The organism is Bradyrhizobium betae (assembly GCF_004123905.1).
GTDB classification, from domain to species: Bacteria; Pseudomonadota; Alphaproteobacteria; order Rhizobiales; family Xanthobacteraceae; genus Bradyrhizobium; species Bradyrhizobium betae_A.
In genome coordinates, this window is sequence record NZ_MZXW01000050.1 from 254,106 (window position 1) to 268,585 (window position 14,480).

A 14,480-nucleotide genomic window follows, 5' to 3' on the forward strand; every position below is an offset into this window, starting at 1 on the left:
TGCTCCGTCAGGGCAGGCTGGAAAGGCCAAGCGAGGCCAGCGAAGCACCGCCGGTGAGGCCGGCGAGCGTCTCGCGGTTGCGCAAATAATTGAGGAAGATGGTGCCGCCGCGATGGGTGAAGCCGAGATCGTCGGTGCTCATCACATGCAGCCCGAGTGAGACTTTTGCACGGATCGGATTGAGCGCGGGGTCGAAGGCCTCCTCGACGATGGAGAATTCGGCGACGCGCACCGGTGCGACCCGGTTCTTGCTCCAGACGAACAAGGTGAGCGGCGCCTCCGGCGGCAGGATCTCGAGTGTGCCGCCGTCGGCCTGGTTCGCAATGCCAAGCAGGTCGTCGACGCTGGGATTGACGAGGGCTTCGAGCACCGCGAGTTGAGGCGCGATGCCGAACGCGACTGCATTGGCATGCGCGTCGGGATCGGCGAGCTGGTCGGTGGCGTCGATCTCGGCATCGAGCTTGATAGTCTCGATTGCCGGGCCCTTCAGCCGAAACGGCTGCGCCCGCCCGCCGGCCGAGCCGTCGCCGCCGGTGCCTTGCACTTGGTAACTGCGGCTCAGCGTATCCGGATTGTATTGAAGCGCGATCTGCCTGCGCACCGTGCCGCCGCCCGGTGCCAGCACCACGAGGCCGCCCTTGATGAGTTTTGGGGAGGAGGTGAGGCCGGTCATGGCATGTCATCCCGCGACGGCGGCAACAGCTTCACTTCCAGATCGAGCCGCAGGTTCCGCTGATAGTCGTAGAGGCTCGCCGGCGCGAACCCGGCGATCCGCAGCAGCTTGGCGGTTGCGGGATTGACGTAGAGGACGAGGCCACGCCGTGCGTAGACGTATTCGCTACCCTTGATCTCGAACGTGCCGAGGAATGAATCGAGCTTCGCCTCCGGCTCACCCAAGGTATTGAGCAGGGACGTGAGCGGTTCGGGGAGGCTGACGTCGGTTGCCTCGACGAGGACGACGGCTTCGTCCTCGCCCCATACCCGAATGCCGCGAGCAAAGCCCTTGGCGGCGGCGCTGAACCAGTCTGTCCGACGTCCTGCGCTGCCGAGAAAGCCTTGGCCATGCCACGAGCGATCGAGATCGAACACGGCTCCGACATCGTCGAGCGAGGTCGGACTTGCAAGCCCGGCGAAGGCGCGCAGCGTGCGGTTCGCGAAGGCTTGCAGCGGCGGCAAGGCGGGAGGCGAGGTGACGGCGGCGAGCATCGTTCACCCTCCGATCTTCTTGACGTCGCCCTGGAAATAGGCGGCGTAAAGATTGCGGATTCCGACGACGTTGACGAGCTTCACGGCCTCGGCATAGGAGAGGTAGCGCCGACGCGAAGCCGGTTTCACGGTAATCGGGTCGAGCTTGGCATTCTCCGGGCCTTCGACCGCCACCCGCAGTTTGGGGGCGTTCACCCGCGGCCCGACATTCTCCCACACGATCTCGTCGAGCAGCGAATCGACGCCCTCGATGAGGGTGTTGTATTGAGGTGAATCGCCGAACGTCTTGGCAAAGTCGTTGTATTCCTTGGCGCGCAGCGTGTGGATGTATTCGTGAATGAGTGTCTGAAACATGTCCCACAGAAAATCGCGATCTTCGTATGGAGAGCTCTTCTTGAAGATCTGAATGCTGACTTCGCCAACGCGGGCCGAGGCGTCCCAGCCGCGTTCGATTTCGTTGAGCTGTTTCACCTGGTCGTCCGTGGTAGTGAATTCGGTCGCGAGCTTGGCCATGATCGTCGCTTCGTCGTTGATCGGGTTTTTGTCCTTGTCAAAGGCCGGCGAAGCGCTGAGCTTTCGGTTGATCGCTCGTATGCCCGGGTCGGACTGGAAGAAATAGATCAACATGCGACGCGCCTTGGCGCGCCTCTGGTCGTCGTTCATCGACTTAAGTTGCGCGTCGACGACAGCGAACTTGTCATGGATGCTGCCGGGCGTGGTGTCGGTATCGGCCTTCAGCTCCGGATGCTTCGACGCGTCATAGTAATCGCCGAACACCTTGTCGGTTTCCGCCTTGCTGGCCAGGCCAATCCGCTCAAACTCCTTGAGTTCGTGCGTCTTGGCCTTGTTGTTATGCTCGGCGGTGCCACGGCCCGGCACGTAAGTGTCCCAATAGGCCTTGACCATGGTCGGCAACAGGTCGCGTAGCTCGGCTTCGTATTTTTGCTTGCCTGCATCGGTGTTATCGAATGTGACCTCGGTGCCGTCGGAAGCGAGCCGGACGTCCGGCTTGAGTGCTTTGGTGATCTCGGCTTTCTGCGCGTCGTTCGGAGCGACTGTCCTGGATAATTCCTTGCCGCTGGTGGTCAGAGCAATGTCGCGCGACGCCCGCTGGAGCATGATGTCGTAGGCCTTGAGCCTCCCGCTGGTTGTGCTGGCCTTGATTCCGAGGAGCAGCTTCTTGTCTTCATCCGTTTCGGCGGCGATTTTCTCAGCCAGATCGTCAATTTGGCGGGCAAGCGCCGAGCGCTCGCGGCCGAGATCCTGCATCGCCTTGTCGCGCGCTTTGGGTTCAAGTGCGAAGATCTCGGCGGCGACGCTGTCGACCTGGTCAGAGCTAGTCGCGGCGTCGAGCCTCTGTTTGAGACCGGCCGCGTCGTAGGCGAAGACCGGCGCGCCCTTGCCGGGATCGCCCTTCGGCTCGACGTTCCCCTTCAGCAGGCCGTCGCGTCCGTCACGGAAGCGGGTGGCGAAGAACTGGGTCAGTCTCTTGTACTCGGCCCCGTCGAGATCCGATTCGAGATCCTTGACGCTGAGTTTACCTGCACCGAACATGACCCGGAGGGCAGCGATGTCGCTCAATTCGAGCAGGTCGAGGATGGCGTTCTCGTCGTCATCGAGTGTCGGACCGTCCTGCATCTCCTGGATTAGCAGGGCCTTCTGAAGTGGCTCGAGCTTGAAGGCGGCCTGGCCGGCCTTCCAACGGCGGACGACGGCGCGTGCCTTGTTGTCGCTGTCGAAGCTGCCCTCGTGCTCGTTGGCCGTGGTGATCTTTTCGAGATAGGCGAGCAATTCCTTATCGTCGAAATTCCCCTCGGCACCGAAGAAGACGGCGATCGATTCATACCATGCGAGCCGCTGCACCGCGGCTGGCGGTGCGGTCGTGCCGCGCTGCTGGACGACATGGGCAAGCTCGTGCGCCAGGATGTGCCGGCCGCGCGAGGTTTGCGGATCGTATGCGCCGCTGCCGAACACGATGTGGGAACCGGCGGTATAGGCGGTCGCGCGAATTGCGCGGGCCGAAGCCGCAGCCTGCTGGTCGGTGTGGATGCGCACGCGGCTGAAGTCGGAGCGGAATTGCCGCTCCATCGTCTGCCGCGTCGGAGCGCCGAGCGACACGCCGGCCGAGCCAACCACGTCGGAGACTTCGGCCGGTGCGGTATCTCCTCCGGCGTGCGTAGCACGCGGAAGTGGTGACAGCGACGGGGCGTGGCCAAAGGTTGCCGCTGGTCGCATGACGGTCTCGGCCGCGTGCTCGGCTTCGGTCTCGAAGCGGTCACGGGCGGGACGAAGCTCGAGCGAAGGCACACGCGCTGGCGCGGATTGTTTGAGCACCGTCGGGGCGGCCCGTGCGGTCATGACTGCCCTCGCGGATTTCCAGCACCGGGCGTTGTGGTCAACCGTGTCGCAATGCGATCGGCAACCGCATGCGGCGCGTCGCCGTGGGCGGCGCGTGAGTCATTGGCGGACCCGGCGAGCCGCTGATGCAATGCCTGGCCGATAGCGTCCGCGAGCCCTGCTGTCTCAGCATGTCGTGACGCATCGACGACGAGGCGCCCGATCCGGATCTCGATGCCGGCATGTTTCATGGCGCAGCTCCAGGCATTGGCCGTTCGAGCTTGGAGAATTCGGCGCGCACGGCCGCGTTGATCGCGTCCTGTTCGATCCGCCCGCCGTCGGCGGCGGCCAGGAAGGCGGCGTTGAGTGCGATGGCGCGGATGTTGCCGCCGGTCAGCTGCAGTCTGGCGAGGCCGGCGAAATCCACCTCGCCGAGCGGCGCATCGGCGGGGAATTGCATCCGCCACAGTTTTTCGCGCGCGGCGACGTCGGGGAAGGGGAACTGGATGACGTAGCGGATGCGGCGCAGGAAGGCGCGGTCGAGCGCGCTCTTCATGTTGGTGGTGAGGACGGCGAGCCCGCGATAGGTCTCGATCCGCTGCAACAGATAGGCAATCTCGATATTGGCGAAGCGGTCGTGGCTGTCGCGCACCTCGCTGCGCTTGCCGAACAGCGCATCGGCCTCGTCGAACAGCAGGATCGCGCCGCTGGTCTGGGCGGCTTCGAACAGCCGGCTCAGATTCTTCTCGGTCTCGCCGATATATTTGCTGACGACGCTGGCGAGATCGACGCGGTAGAGATCGAGCCTCGCGGCGTTCGCGATCGCCTCGGCGGCGTAGGTCTTGCCGGTGCCGGATTCCCCGGCGAACAGCGCGGCGGCGCCTAGCCCGCGGCCGTTATGCGCGGCAAAGCCCCAGTCGCCATGGACGCGCGGCCGGTGCTGCAATTCACCCGCGATGGCGCGGAGCTGCGCGATTACGACCGGCGGCGCGACCAGATCCTCGAAGGCGACGCGACTGTCGATCCGCTGCGCCAGCGCGTCCAGTCCGCCGCGCGCCCCGGTGCGGCACAGCCGCCATATCGCAGGTCCCAGCTGGGCAGGCTCACCGCGTGTTTCGGCCAGGGCCTCGGTCACGACGAGGCGCAGTTCGGCGGCGGGTACGTTGAATTGCCGCAAGGCCGGACGTAGGGCGGCTGCGAGCACTGTCGCCTGTTCGTGCGGCAGTCCATGCAGGGCTGCGACTTGCCGCGCGGCGACGGACGCATCTGCAACCTGCAAACGCAGCATGCGCCGCTGTCGCAGCCGCGACAGACGTACAGGATCCGGCGCGTTGAGCACGATCGCAGGCCCCATCAGATGAGAAAGCAGTGTCACCGCACGCGCTTCGGCGTCTGTTGTTTCGATCGTGCGGTCGAGCTCGAGTGCGATGATGGCATCAGACAGCGCGGCTTCGCGGTCGAGCAGGCAAGCCGTCTCGGCGATCTCGCGCGGATCGTGCGGCAGGTCTCGGGCATGCAGCCACAGTCCGCTTGCCCCGAACCCGGCGAGCGCGGCACGCGCGAGGTCGCATTGCGGCTCGATCTCGCCGCGGGCATGATCCAGCGCGACCAGTGCTGCCGCGCCTGAGCCGAGGGCGTGTGCGACGGTGGTCGCGAGCGGCGCATCGAGATCACCCGGTCCGATTGGCTCGCAGCGGACGAGCCCGATCAGCCGGACATCCATCGCGGCGACGCCGGTGAGGTAGTGCAGCACGCGCTCGTCGATCTGGATCGGCCGGCGCTGTGGCGCCTCGCGACCGTCGCAGACGATCAGGCGCCAGCGCCGCAATGGCCGCAGCGGCGACAGCGCATCCCAGTGCGGTTCAGTCAGCGTCTGCATGGCGAAATTGAACGTCGGCTGTGTGCTCGTGCCAGCTTCGGGCGCCTGGGCCATCGCCTCGCCGACAAGGCGGCGCAGCGCACTGTCGAGCTCGACACCGGCCGCGAGCAGCACGATGTCGCGCTCGAACGGCGACAGGCCGAACAGTTTTGTTAGCGCATCGAGCGCCGGCTCGAAATCATTATCGCATTGCTGCGGAGCCGACTCGGGGTTGGCGGAGGGGCTTTCCGAGAGGCGCAGGCGCAGCGCGGCGACCTGCGCTGCCAACCATTGCTGGTTGCGGCTGGCCCAGTCGATCTCGGGCTGGGCTTGCGGTCTGTCGTGCATGTTCATGGCGGCACGACCAGAGTTTGCGAGGCATCGAAGGCCGGTGCGTCGCCGCCGAGATCGAGCAGCAAGCTGTCGACGCCGTCGACGCGCAGCCGCGCCGGATAGGCGCCGGCAGGAAGGGTCGGGGCGAAGTCGAATACCAGCGGGTCGGTCGCAGCAGTGCGCGGCTTGGCGGCGGCTTCCACCGTGCCGAGCACGAGGCTGGCGTGCTGCCGCGGCTGCACTTGCGGGCGCGAGAACAGGGTGGCGGTGATGCGTAGCGGCGCAGTCTTGCGCAGCACGGTCGCCGCAGGCAGCGAAAGCGGAGCATCGGCGGCAATGACCAGGGCGGGGGCGATGATCAGCGCCACCGCATTGGTCTCGCGCTCGTTAGCTTCGCCCGCCGGCAGGAAGCGCAGTGTCAGGCTCCATTGCCCGGGTGCGAGCGCGGCCTGCGCGGCGGCATCGTTCGGCAGCGTTACGGTGAGCTCGGTGCCGTCGTCATTGGGGAGGCCCGGCACCAGCTCAAAAGGAACCGGAAACAGCGGGTGTGCGAGCCGCACATGAAAATTGCTGCCGCTCAGGCGGATGCCGGTGAGAACCACGGGCTCGCCGAGCCGCGCACCGGCTTGCTTCAACTGTGGCGTCGCCGCGAACAGCGTCGGCAATGGCGGCAGCAGATCCGGATTGACGACGACGCCGCGGTCGCGCTTGGTGACGGGATCGACGATCCCGCGCGACAGCACCGGCAACGGCGAGACCGCAGGCTTGGTGGCTTCGATCAGCACCACCGATACCACATAGGCGGCCGTGGGCCGGTAGTGCGACTGGATCGCCGCCCACAATCTTGACATCTCCTCGGGCCCCATCACGGCCGGTGTGATCTTGATCAGCTCGGCCTGGTCGGCGAGGTCGGCGGCGGCGAGGGCCTGGAATGCCGGCGGCAGCATCGCGATATCGAGTGGATTGGGATTGAGCGCGCGCTGCACGGCAGCGCGGTCGAGCACCGGGCGCTCGTGCAACAGATGCATGCCATAGCCGAGCAGGATCTCGGCCTGACAATCGACCCGGGCATAGGCCGTGAGCAGATAGTGCAGGTCGAGCGCGAGCGGTGCATTGGTCAGCCGTTCGCCACTGCTCGAGGAGCGCGATGGCAGGGCCTGGTTGCGCCAACCCGGATTCGGCGTCACCTGATGCAGGAACAGATTGAGCCGCGGCTGCTCCTCAGAGCTGGTGAGGTCGATCGTATCAGGGGCAACGGCGCTGACATTGACCGTGCCGCCGACTGCGGGCCCGGCCTCGATCAGCCCGTTGTCGAGCAGGTTGCGCAGCACCGCGCTGACCGCACCGATCGCAAGCGGTGAACTCATGCGCGGCCTCCCGGTCCCGGACGGCGGAGATAGTCGGACAGCGAGACCGACGGCTTTGGCGCGGGCTTGACGGTGCGGGCGCTCCGCGGCGGCTCCGGCGAGCGGATGTCGATGCGGTCGATCGTCACCTTGATCACGGGCGGCGTTTCGCGCCGACGTTGCGCCTGGCCCGCGAGCACGGCCTGGCCGAGCGGCGGCGCGAGCGGTGTTGCGGCCTCGTTTCTCGACGGCGGTGCATCTTGCACGGCCACATTGAGCGGATTCGTCATGCGCTGCGAATCGCGCGAAGCGACAGGCGGAGCGGCATCGCCAAGCGATATCGACTGCGCGTCGTTCGATTGACGGGGCAGGGCAGCGGCAATCTTCGTCACAAGGCGTAAGGAAGCCGTCTCTTGATCAGGCTCAGCCGGTTTGTGCTGCGGCGCTTGTGCCTCCGTGACAGGATCATCAGCATTGGTCGAGTCCGGCATCGCGGCTTGCGGTGGCGCCAGCGCCTGCCCTTCGTCCGGCCATGTTTCGAGCATCGGCGCATTGCCGATCTGGACCGGACCAGCAAAACGCGGCGGCAGCGCAACGCGTGCGGCGCCTGCGATCGGTTCGCCGCGCCCGAGGCGCGCGAGATTTTGCAGGAGGCCCGTCATGAGGCGCCCGCGAGTTGCAGATAGGCGGCGCGGCGGGCATGCGGCAGCGCCAGCACCTCGGCTTCGCTCCAGCCATATTCGCGCGCGAGCGCATCAACTTCGAGCAGGCTGCGTTCGGCCGCCGCCTGCACTTCGGCCCAGAGCGCCGGCGCGATGTCGATCACGGCCTGCCAGGCGTGACCGCAATCGGGGCAGTCGAGCGCGAAGGCGAGGACCGCGCCGGGATCGCAACGTTCGAGTTCGGCCTCGATCTTGTCGAGTACGCCCTGATCAAACGCAGTCGGCGACGCCACGCCGAGGCAGCGCGCGAGCAATAGCTGGGCCGCAGCCGCACAGTCGGAGGCTGCGGCCAATTCGGCGAGATCGGACAGCGCCGGCGGACGCAGCGTCAGCTCGCTGCCGCCGATTGCGATACGGGGCGGCCTGGCATCAGCCGGTGGTGCAAGTCCGTCCGCGAGCGTTGCGCTATCGGTCATGAACTCGCAGTCGGTGCGGCAGATAGGGCAAGCGGCGCGCAGCCGCCAAGGCGCGCCGAACAGTTTCGTTCGCAACGCCAGGAGCGCGGCATTGCCAGCGCCGATCGAGTCCGTCGCCGCCGCGCCGGCCGCCATGAGCAGGGCATCGTCGCGCTGGCGCCGCGGGCGACCGGCGGCCCGGTCCCACAGCGCCAGAATATCCTGCTCGCGTCGTGCGGTGGCGGAGTGCATGCGCTGCCTCAGGCCGGATCGCTGAAGGTAGGCTCGGACGGCTCGGCGACGGCCTGGTCGCGCTCCCAGCCCTCGTTCTCCAGCTTGATGTGCTGGATGGCGACCGCATTGGCGTTGGCGTCGAGATCGGGCAGCGACTGGTATTCCGAGACCCAGCAGCGGAAGATCTTGTAGGCGAGCGCAAGCTGCCCGGCTTCGTTGTAGACCTCGAGGATGATGTCCTTGCGGAAATCCTTCAGTGAGACCTCGGCGCCGAGGCCTGCACCGAAATGCCAGACCTTGTTGGCCCATTTCTCGAACTCGGTGTCGTGGGTGACGCCGCGATCGAGCGTGATCGCCTCGAACTTGCTGCGGCCGGGCGATTTGCGTCCCGTCGAGGGGTCGCCGCCCTCGCGGTGCTCGACCACTTCGGTGGTGCGCTTCAGCGCCGATACCTTGCTGATGCCGGCGACGTAGCGTCCATCCCATTTCACGCGGAACTTGAAGTTCTTGTAGGGATCGAAGCGCTGCGGATTGACCGAGAACTGTGCCATTTGCTTGCCTCAGGTTTCTTTGCCTCAGGTTGGGATGTCGCCGGCGATCTGCTGGATCTTGATGACGACGAACTCGGCGGGCTTCAGCGGCGCGAAGCCGACGATGATGTTGACGATGCCGAGATTGATGTCGGCCTGCGTCGTGCTCTCGCGGTCGCATTTGACGAAATAGGCCTCGCGCGGCGAGCGGCCCTGGAACGCACCCTGCCGGAACAGGCCCTGCATGAAGGCGCCGATGTTGAGCCTGATCTGCGCCCAGAGCGGCTCGTCATTGGGCTCGAACACCACCCATTGCGTGCCGCGGTAGAGGCTCTCTTCCAGGAACAGCGCCATGCGCCGCACCGGAACGTATTTCCATTCCGAGCCGCGGTCGTTCTGGCCGTGCAGCGTGCGCGCGCCCCAGACCACGTTGCCGTAAACCGGCAGCGTGCGCAGGCAATTGACGCCAATCGGATTGAGCCGCGCGTTCTCGGCATCGCTCAGGGTCAGCGCGAAGGCGACGCCGCCATTGACGCCGGCGTCGGTGCCGGCCGGCGCTTTCCAGACCCCGCGCGTGGCGTCGGTCCGGGCGATGACGCCGGCGACGAAGCCGCAAGGTGGAAAGTCGCGCACGACGCCGGATTGCAGCGGGTCGGGTTGCATCACCCACGGGTAGTACAGCGCGGAGAAATTGCCGTCCGGGCCGGTCAGGCCGGCCTCGCCCGCGCTGCCGCTCATGTTGGCGACTGTCTCGTCCTGGAGGCTGTCGACGATCAGGAAGGCGCGCCGGGCGTGGCAACGCTTTTGCAACTGGGCCAGCGCCGACTGGTTTGCCAGGATGTTGGTGAGACCGGGGACGCAGACCAGGTTGAACAGGTCGATGCGATCGGCGATCCCGCCGGTTGCGAACAACGGATCGATCGCACTCACGAACGAGGCGTCATTGGCGAGGAGGACCGTGCCGTCGAGGCCACCCGTAAACGGCTTCGTGGCTGGGCCCGGTACGTTGGTCGATGCCGTGGTCAGCTTGTCCATGAAGGCGGAGCGGCCGTTGACGACACTCGGCGCCCAGCGTGGATCGGCCTTGTTCATCGACAGATCCTGGAACGTCTCCACGATGTTGGTGCTGGGCGACGGGCCGATCACGTCGAGCCGGAAGCGGGTGTTGTCGTCGGCGCGCAGCGTCAGCGTGACGCTGTAGGAATTGGCCCACAGGCCCGGCGAGCTCGCCTGGATGCCGAGATCGTTGATCGCGCAGGCCGCGGTCTTCGCGTCGTTGGCGGGCGTTCCCGAGTTGAACAGCGCAATCCGCACGATGTAGGCGTCGCTGCCGCCATTGTCGAAGAACTGGCGCACCGCGTAGCCGAGATAGGCGCGGCGATCGAGCCCGCCATAGGTGCGCTCATAATCGGCGAAGCTCGAGATGCGCACGGCGCGGTCGGTGGGGCCGCGCGGCGCCCAGCCGATGAACAGCGCGATCGACGTCGCCACGCCCGAGATCGAGCGCACGCCGCTGGAGATTTCCTCGATATAGACGCCGGGTTGCAGAAGGGCTGAGGGCATGTCGGCTCCTGTGATTTGGCGGTCTGTCTCGCTCGGTCAGATCGCAACGATGGTCTTGCCTCGCCTGCGCGCGCGCCCTTGGCGCGGCCTGTGCCTGGCTCCGGGCGGATCGCGGATCGCCTCCGACAGCGATTGCGTCGTGATCTCGGTAATGGCAGTGCGATGCGGGCGTAGTTCGTAGAGCGCACCGCTCTCGCCGCTTGCAATGATGGTCACGACCTTCATCCGCGGCCGGCTGCGCAGAAGGCTTGCCAGGCTGTCGCGCTCGTCCGGGGCCTTCTGTGCCACCACGATGACGTCGGCGCGGGTGCGGCGGGCTTCCGTTGCCAAATTGCCGCCGTCGCTCATGCCGACCACGGACAGCGCCGGATCTTTCGCGACAACATGCTCCAGAATATCGGTCATCAGCCTCGGGAATCCTGCAATGAGAATGCGTCTCTGTCGCAATGGCCACCTTTGCGACGAGCCTTGCACAGGACGCGGCGGCGCGATTGAGCCAAAGGGTTCAGCGAGGATGCAGGCGATGGTCCGGACCAGGTGCACGGCGCGGCAACGACGATGTCGCGAACGGCCGAGCGGCGTGTCGCAGCGATCCGCAGTGGTGCGGCCCGTGCCGGATCGAAGGATCTAGGCCGAAGGGTCTAGCGGGGCTGGACCCGCGATGATGCGGGCGCCGACGTACCAGCCGCGTGGAGATGCTTGCTGATCTCGCCGCGGCGGCGGATCTGCAATTTGCTGAGCACGTTGTGCATGTGGTTCTTGACGGTCGAATTGCGGATCCGCAAGGCCCGCGCGATCTCCTTGTTCGACAGGCCTTCGCCGACGAAGCGGATGATCTCGTGCTCCCGCGGCGTCAGCGTGTCGACGCCGCCGGCCGTTTCTCGCGCGACGGTTTGGGCGGAGAGCAGTGCGAGCCGGCCGAACAGGGCGGCAGCGACCCTTGGCGAGCAAACCAGCTCGTCGCGCATCGCATTGTGGATGGCGGCGACGACATCACTGATCGAGCCGTCGCGCAGCACGAAGCCGGATACCCCCGCCTCTGCACAGGCGAAGATGTCCCGTTCGACCTCGGCAACCGCGATGGCGACGACCTTCAGCGCCGGCGACAGGGCGCGGCACGCCGCCGATTGCTGCAAGCCTCGCGACGTCGCGATGTCGACCAGCAGCACCGCGGCACCACTGTCAACGATCTGCTTTGGCGGGGTCGTGAGATCGCCGTGGCCGGTGATGTGTAAGCATGCCTGCCGTGACAGGCACGAATTCAGGCCTTCGCAGAGCAGGCGCACGTCGCTGAGGATGAAGAGGCGGATCGGCACGATGTCGTTGCCATCCGGCACCTCGGGCGGTCGTGCTTCATGTGCAATAACGAGGTGAGAACGCAGCGGGGCCGGGTGCCCTGCCGGGAATGACGCATTGGACGACATGCCTGCCTCCGATTGCCAACTTACAACCGTGTTTGCCGCCGCGCCCAGTTGAAAGTCACTCAAGATCAAAAAGTTGTATCTTTAGTAGCTTTCCCCTTGAAATTGAGTATCGCGCTTTTTGGGACCGCTGACAAGCATCCACATCACTGGCGGCGTTCTCGGGGCATTTCGACGCATGTGAAGTGGTCGAGTTGACAGACAGAGGAGTGCGACTGTCCGGCGATAGAGCCCAAGGCGGCCCGCCTCAGGCGACCACCTTGGCGGCAGGCGTCGCAGCGCCGTCGAGGCGCTGGAGTTCTTTTGCGAGATAGCCCCCAATTGCGTCGCCCGGCATGGGCTTTGCGAAATAATAGCCCTGGATGTAGTCGCAACCGAGACGGCGCAGGCTATCGAGCTGGCCGCGGGTCTCGACGCCCTCGACGACGCAGGCGATCTCCATGTCGTCGCAAAGGCCGGTGAGCGACTTGATGATCTTGTGGCTCACCGGATTCTCGTTGATGTCGGCGACGAAGCTGCGGTCGATCTTGAGTTTGTCGAGCGGCAGCCGGTGCACGTGGCTCAGCGAGGAATAACCGGTGCCGAAATCGTCCAGCGAGATGCCGCAGCCCGTGGCCTTCAACGCCGCGATCGACTGCTGTGCGCGCACGAAGTCGAACGTGACGGCGGTCTCGGTGATCTCGAAGTCGATCCGGTGCGGCGGCAACCCGCTCTTCTCGACGATGGTGATCAGTGGCAGGATGCCCTCCGCCGAGCAGACGTCGTGGGCGGAGAGGTTGAACGACAGGCGGATGTGGTCGGGCCAGGTCTTCGCCACCACGAGCGCGCGAACCAGCAGCGCCTGCGTCAGCGGCCGGATCAGCCCGATGCGCTCGGCGGCGGGGATGAAGTCGGCCGGCGACACCAGGCCGAGGCGAGAGCTGTGCCAGCGCGCGAGGGCCTCGAAGCCGGCGGTATGCTCGCTCATGGCATCGACGATCGGCTGGAACACCAGGTCTATCTCGGTGCTGAAATCGGCGGTGCGCAGCAGGTTCTCGATGACGCCGCGGCTGCGGATCTCGGCCTCGAGCTCGCTCGAGAAGATCACGGTGCGGCCGCGCAGGTGACGCTTGGCGTGGTAGAGCGAATAGTCGGCGCATTCATAGAGTGCTTCCGCCGTCGTTGCCGATTGCGGGAATAATGCGAAGCCGATCGAGCAGGACAGCCCGGTGTGAGCCGTGTCGACCTGGTAGGGAAGCTTGACCTGGTCGCCGATGCGCTCGCCGAGCCGAAGCAGATCCGTGTCGTCGGGATCGCCGCACACGACGAGGCCGAACTCGTCGCCGCCGAGCCGGGCGAACTCGACCCGCTGTGGGCCGAAGCCCTCGCAGACCTCGCGGATGCGCCGGCCCGCCTCGATCAGGACACGGTCGCCGACCGAGTGACCGTAATTGTCGTTGATCGGCTTGAAGCCGTCGAGGTCGATGATCCCGACAGCGACGCGAACGCTCCTGGGCTCGGCATCAGTGAAGGCACTCGACAGCTCGGCGAAGAAGCGGCGGCGGTTCGGCAGCTCGGTGAGGGAGTCGAGATTGGCGAGGCGGAAGTTCTCGTCCGAGAGCGCTTGCGTTGCCGCCTGCTGCGCCAGCAGCGATTTGCGGCTGGCGACGAGGTCGGCGAAGTCGCGATAGTAGATGAACAGCACCGTCACCATCGCGCCGGAGACCAGCAAATTGTTGACCGCGATCGCCTTCAGCGTCGGCTCGCCGGTAGCCCAGAAGAACAGCACATAGGGCACGTCGACGACCAGCGTCACGATCAGTGCCGCCGAGCGCAGATGCATCAGCGAGAAGATGCAGCCGATCACGGTCACGGCCATGTAGAAGGCCACCTGGCTCTTGGCGAAGGGATCACCATAAGGGTAAAGCGCGAAGGACCAGGCGGTGAAGCCTGCGCCGATCGGCAATGTCATCCAGTTGGTGGCGCGCAGATTACGCAGGATGTCGGCATCGCTGCGCACGAGATGACGCTGGCGCAGCCACCAGAAGGTCCGAAGCGCTGCAGCCACGGTCAGAACGCTCGGCACGATCATCGTCAGCCAGTCCGGCGCCACGTTCACATAGGTATAGGCGACAGCGATCGTGTTGCTCATCAGGATGAAGTAGAGCAGCGGGATCTGCTTGGAGAAGGCGTCGAATTGCGCGCGCGTGAGATCCGGATCTGTCGGCACGCGGAACAGCCGCATCGCGGCGGCAACATGAGACTTCAAATTGGCGACAGGCATTGCAATACGCGCCCCGGATCCCTTTAAAACGGACGCGATCTTGCACAGCGGGAGTAAAGGGTGCGTTAGACGCGTCCCGCACGGAACGGCCAGCACAGGTTGCACGCTACCGCGGCATTTTACGGCCGCGTGCATTGGTGAGGTCACGTTAAGGATATCCGGCCGTGGTGGCGTGCATCCCAGGCAGGAATTGCCCGTCATCACCGCAGCTACGCTCTGCTAACCATGGGCGTTGGCGCAGCCGCTTGCGGCACCACCTCTCCTGGCCGGGG

The 14,480-nt window shown here is 65.7% G+C and carries 13 protein-coding genes; all 13 read right to left on the minus strand.

The window, feature by feature from the left end; all coding sequences use genetic code 11:
- Positions 1 to 7: 7 nt before the first annotated feature.
- A complete protein-coding gene (locus tag B5V03_RS33680) occupies positions 8 to 673 on the minus strand; it encodes a hypothetical protein (RefSeq protein ID WP_129274680.1) in 666 nt (221 codons plus the stop codon).
- Positions 670 to 1,206 (minus strand): hypothetical protein, encoded by a 537-nt coding sequence (locus B5V03_RS33685; protein WP_129274681.1) that lies wholly within the window; start codon positions 1,204 to 1,206, stop codon positions 670 to 672. The genes B5V03_RS33680 and B5V03_RS33685 overlap by 4 nt, the downstream gene beginning before the upstream one ends.
- A gap of 3 nt (positions 1,207 to 1,209) precedes the next feature.
- Positions 1,210 to 3,564: an eCIS core domain-containing protein gene (locus tag B5V03_RS33690; RefSeq protein WP_206736224.1), complete on the minus strand. Its 2,355-nt coding sequence runs from the start codon at positions 3,562 to 3,564 to the stop codon at positions 1,210 to 1,212.
- On the minus strand, positions 3,561 to 3,794 hold the full coding sequence (locus B5V03_RS33695; protein ID WP_129274682.1) for a hypothetical protein: 234 nt from the start codon (positions 3,792 to 3,794) through the stop codon (positions 3,561 to 3,563). The genes B5V03_RS33690 and B5V03_RS33695 overlap by 4 nt, the downstream gene beginning before the upstream one ends.
- Positions 3,791 to 5,755 (minus strand): ATP-binding protein, encoded by a 1,965-nt coding sequence (locus B5V03_RS33700; protein ID WP_206736225.1) that lies wholly within the window; start codon positions 5,753 to 5,755, stop codon positions 3,791 to 3,793. The genes B5V03_RS33695 and B5V03_RS33700 overlap by 4 nt, the downstream gene beginning before the upstream one ends.
- Positions 5,752 to 7,101, minus strand: a complete 1,350-nt coding sequence (locus tag B5V03_RS33705; RefSeq protein WP_129274683.1) for a DUF4255 domain-containing protein — start codon at positions 7,099 to 7,101, stop codon at positions 5,752 to 5,754. The genes B5V03_RS33700 and B5V03_RS33705 overlap by 4 nt, the downstream gene beginning before the upstream one ends.
- Positions 7,098 to 7,742, minus strand: coding sequence for a hypothetical protein (locus B5V03_RS33710; protein ID WP_129274684.1), 645 nt, complete (start codon positions 7,740 to 7,742; stop codon positions 7,098 to 7,100). The genes B5V03_RS33705 and B5V03_RS33710 overlap by 4 nt, the downstream gene beginning before the upstream one ends.
- Entirely contained in the window at positions 7,739 to 8,449 is a 711-nt protein-coding gene (locus B5V03_RS33715; protein ID WP_206736226.1) for a hypothetical protein, read from the minus strand. Before B5V03_RS33715 ends, B5V03_RS33710 begins: the two co-directional genes overlap by 4 nt.
- Before the next feature lie 8 nt (positions 8,450 to 8,457).
- On the minus strand, positions 8,458 to 8,982 hold the full coding sequence (locus B5V03_RS33720; protein ID WP_129274685.1) for a phage tail protein: 525 nt from the start codon (positions 8,980 to 8,982) through the stop codon (positions 8,458 to 8,460).
- A gap of 24 nt (positions 8,983 to 9,006) precedes the next feature.
- Complete coding sequence (locus B5V03_RS33725; protein ID WP_129274686.1) at positions 9,007 to 10,524, minus strand: phage tail sheath family protein; 1,518 nt, start codon at positions 10,522 to 10,524, stop codon at positions 9,007 to 9,009.
- 36 nt (positions 10,525 to 10,560) lie between these two features.
- The gene (locus tag B5V03_RS33730; protein WP_129274687.1) at positions 10,561 to 10,929 is read right to left on the minus strand and encodes a hypothetical protein; all 369 of its coding nucleotides are present in this window, start codon (positions 10,927 to 10,929) and stop codon (positions 10,561 to 10,563) included.
- Positions 10,930 to 11,165: 236 nt separating this feature from the next.
- Positions 11,166 to 11,948 (minus strand): LuxR C-terminal-related transcriptional regulator, encoded by a 783-nt coding sequence (locus B5V03_RS33735; protein ID WP_129274688.1) that lies wholly within the window; start codon positions 11,946 to 11,948, stop codon positions 11,166 to 11,168.
- A gap of 244 nt (positions 11,949 to 12,192) precedes the next feature.
- Positions 12,193 to 14,208, minus strand: coding sequence for a putative bifunctional diguanylate cyclase/phosphodiesterase (locus B5V03_RS33740; RefSeq protein WP_164988461.1), 2,016 nt, complete (start codon positions 14,206 to 14,208; stop codon positions 12,193 to 12,195).
- Positions 14,209 to 14,480 lie beyond the last annotated feature (272 nt).

Bases quoted from the DNA above. Each gene is read 5' to 3' on its own strand.
- B5V03_RS33725 (WP_129274686.1), bottom strand. From the start codon at position 10,524: ATGCCCTCAGCCCTTCTGCAACCCGGCGTCTATATCGAGGAAATCTCC.
- B5V03_RS33715 (WP_206736226.1), bottom strand. From the start codon at position 8,449: ATGCACTCCGCCACCGCACGACGCGAGCAGGATATTCTGGCGCTGTGG.
- B5V03_RS33705 (WP_129274683.1), bottom strand. From the start codon at position 7,101: ATGAGTTCACCGCTTGCGATCGGTGCGGTCAGCGCGGTGCTGCGCAAC.
- B5V03_RS33695 (WP_129274682.1), bottom strand. From the start codon at position 3,794: ATGAAACATGCCGGCATCGAGATCCGGATCGGGCGCCTCGTCGTCGAT.
- B5V03_RS33700 (WP_206736225.1), bottom strand. From the start codon at position 5,755: ATGAACATGCACGACAGACCGCAAGCCCAGCCCGAGATCGACTGGGCC.
- B5V03_RS33685 (WP_129274681.1), bottom strand. From the start codon at position 1,206: ATGCTCGCCGCCGTCACCTCGCCTCCCGCCTTGCCGCCGCTGCAAGCC.
- B5V03_RS33735 (WP_129274688.1), bottom strand. From the start codon at position 11,948: ATGTCGTCCAATGCGTCATTCCCGGCAGGGCACCCGGCCCCGCTGCGT.
- B5V03_RS33720 (WP_129274685.1), bottom strand. From the start codon at position 8,982: ATGGCACAGTTCTCGGTCAATCCGCAGCGCTTCGATCCCTACAAGAAC.
- B5V03_RS33680 (WP_129274680.1), bottom strand. From the start codon at position 673: ATGACCGGCCTCACCTCCTCCCCAAAACTCATCAAGGGCGGCCTCGTG.
- B5V03_RS33710 (WP_129274684.1), bottom strand. From the start codon at position 7,742: ATGACGGGCCTCCTGCAAAATCTCGCGCGCCTCGGGCGCGGCGAACCG.
- B5V03_RS33690 (WP_206736224.1), bottom strand. From the start codon at position 3,564: ATGACCGCACGGGCCGCCCCGACGGTGCTCAAACAATCCGCGCCAGCG.
- B5V03_RS33730 (WP_129274687.1), bottom strand. From the start codon at position 10,929: ATGACCGATATTCTGGAGCATGTTGTCGCGAAAGATCCGGCGCTGTCC.
- B5V03_RS33740 (WP_164988461.1), bottom strand. From the start codon at position 14,208: ATGCCTGTCGCCAATTTGAAGTCTCATGTTGCCGCCGCGATGCGGCTG.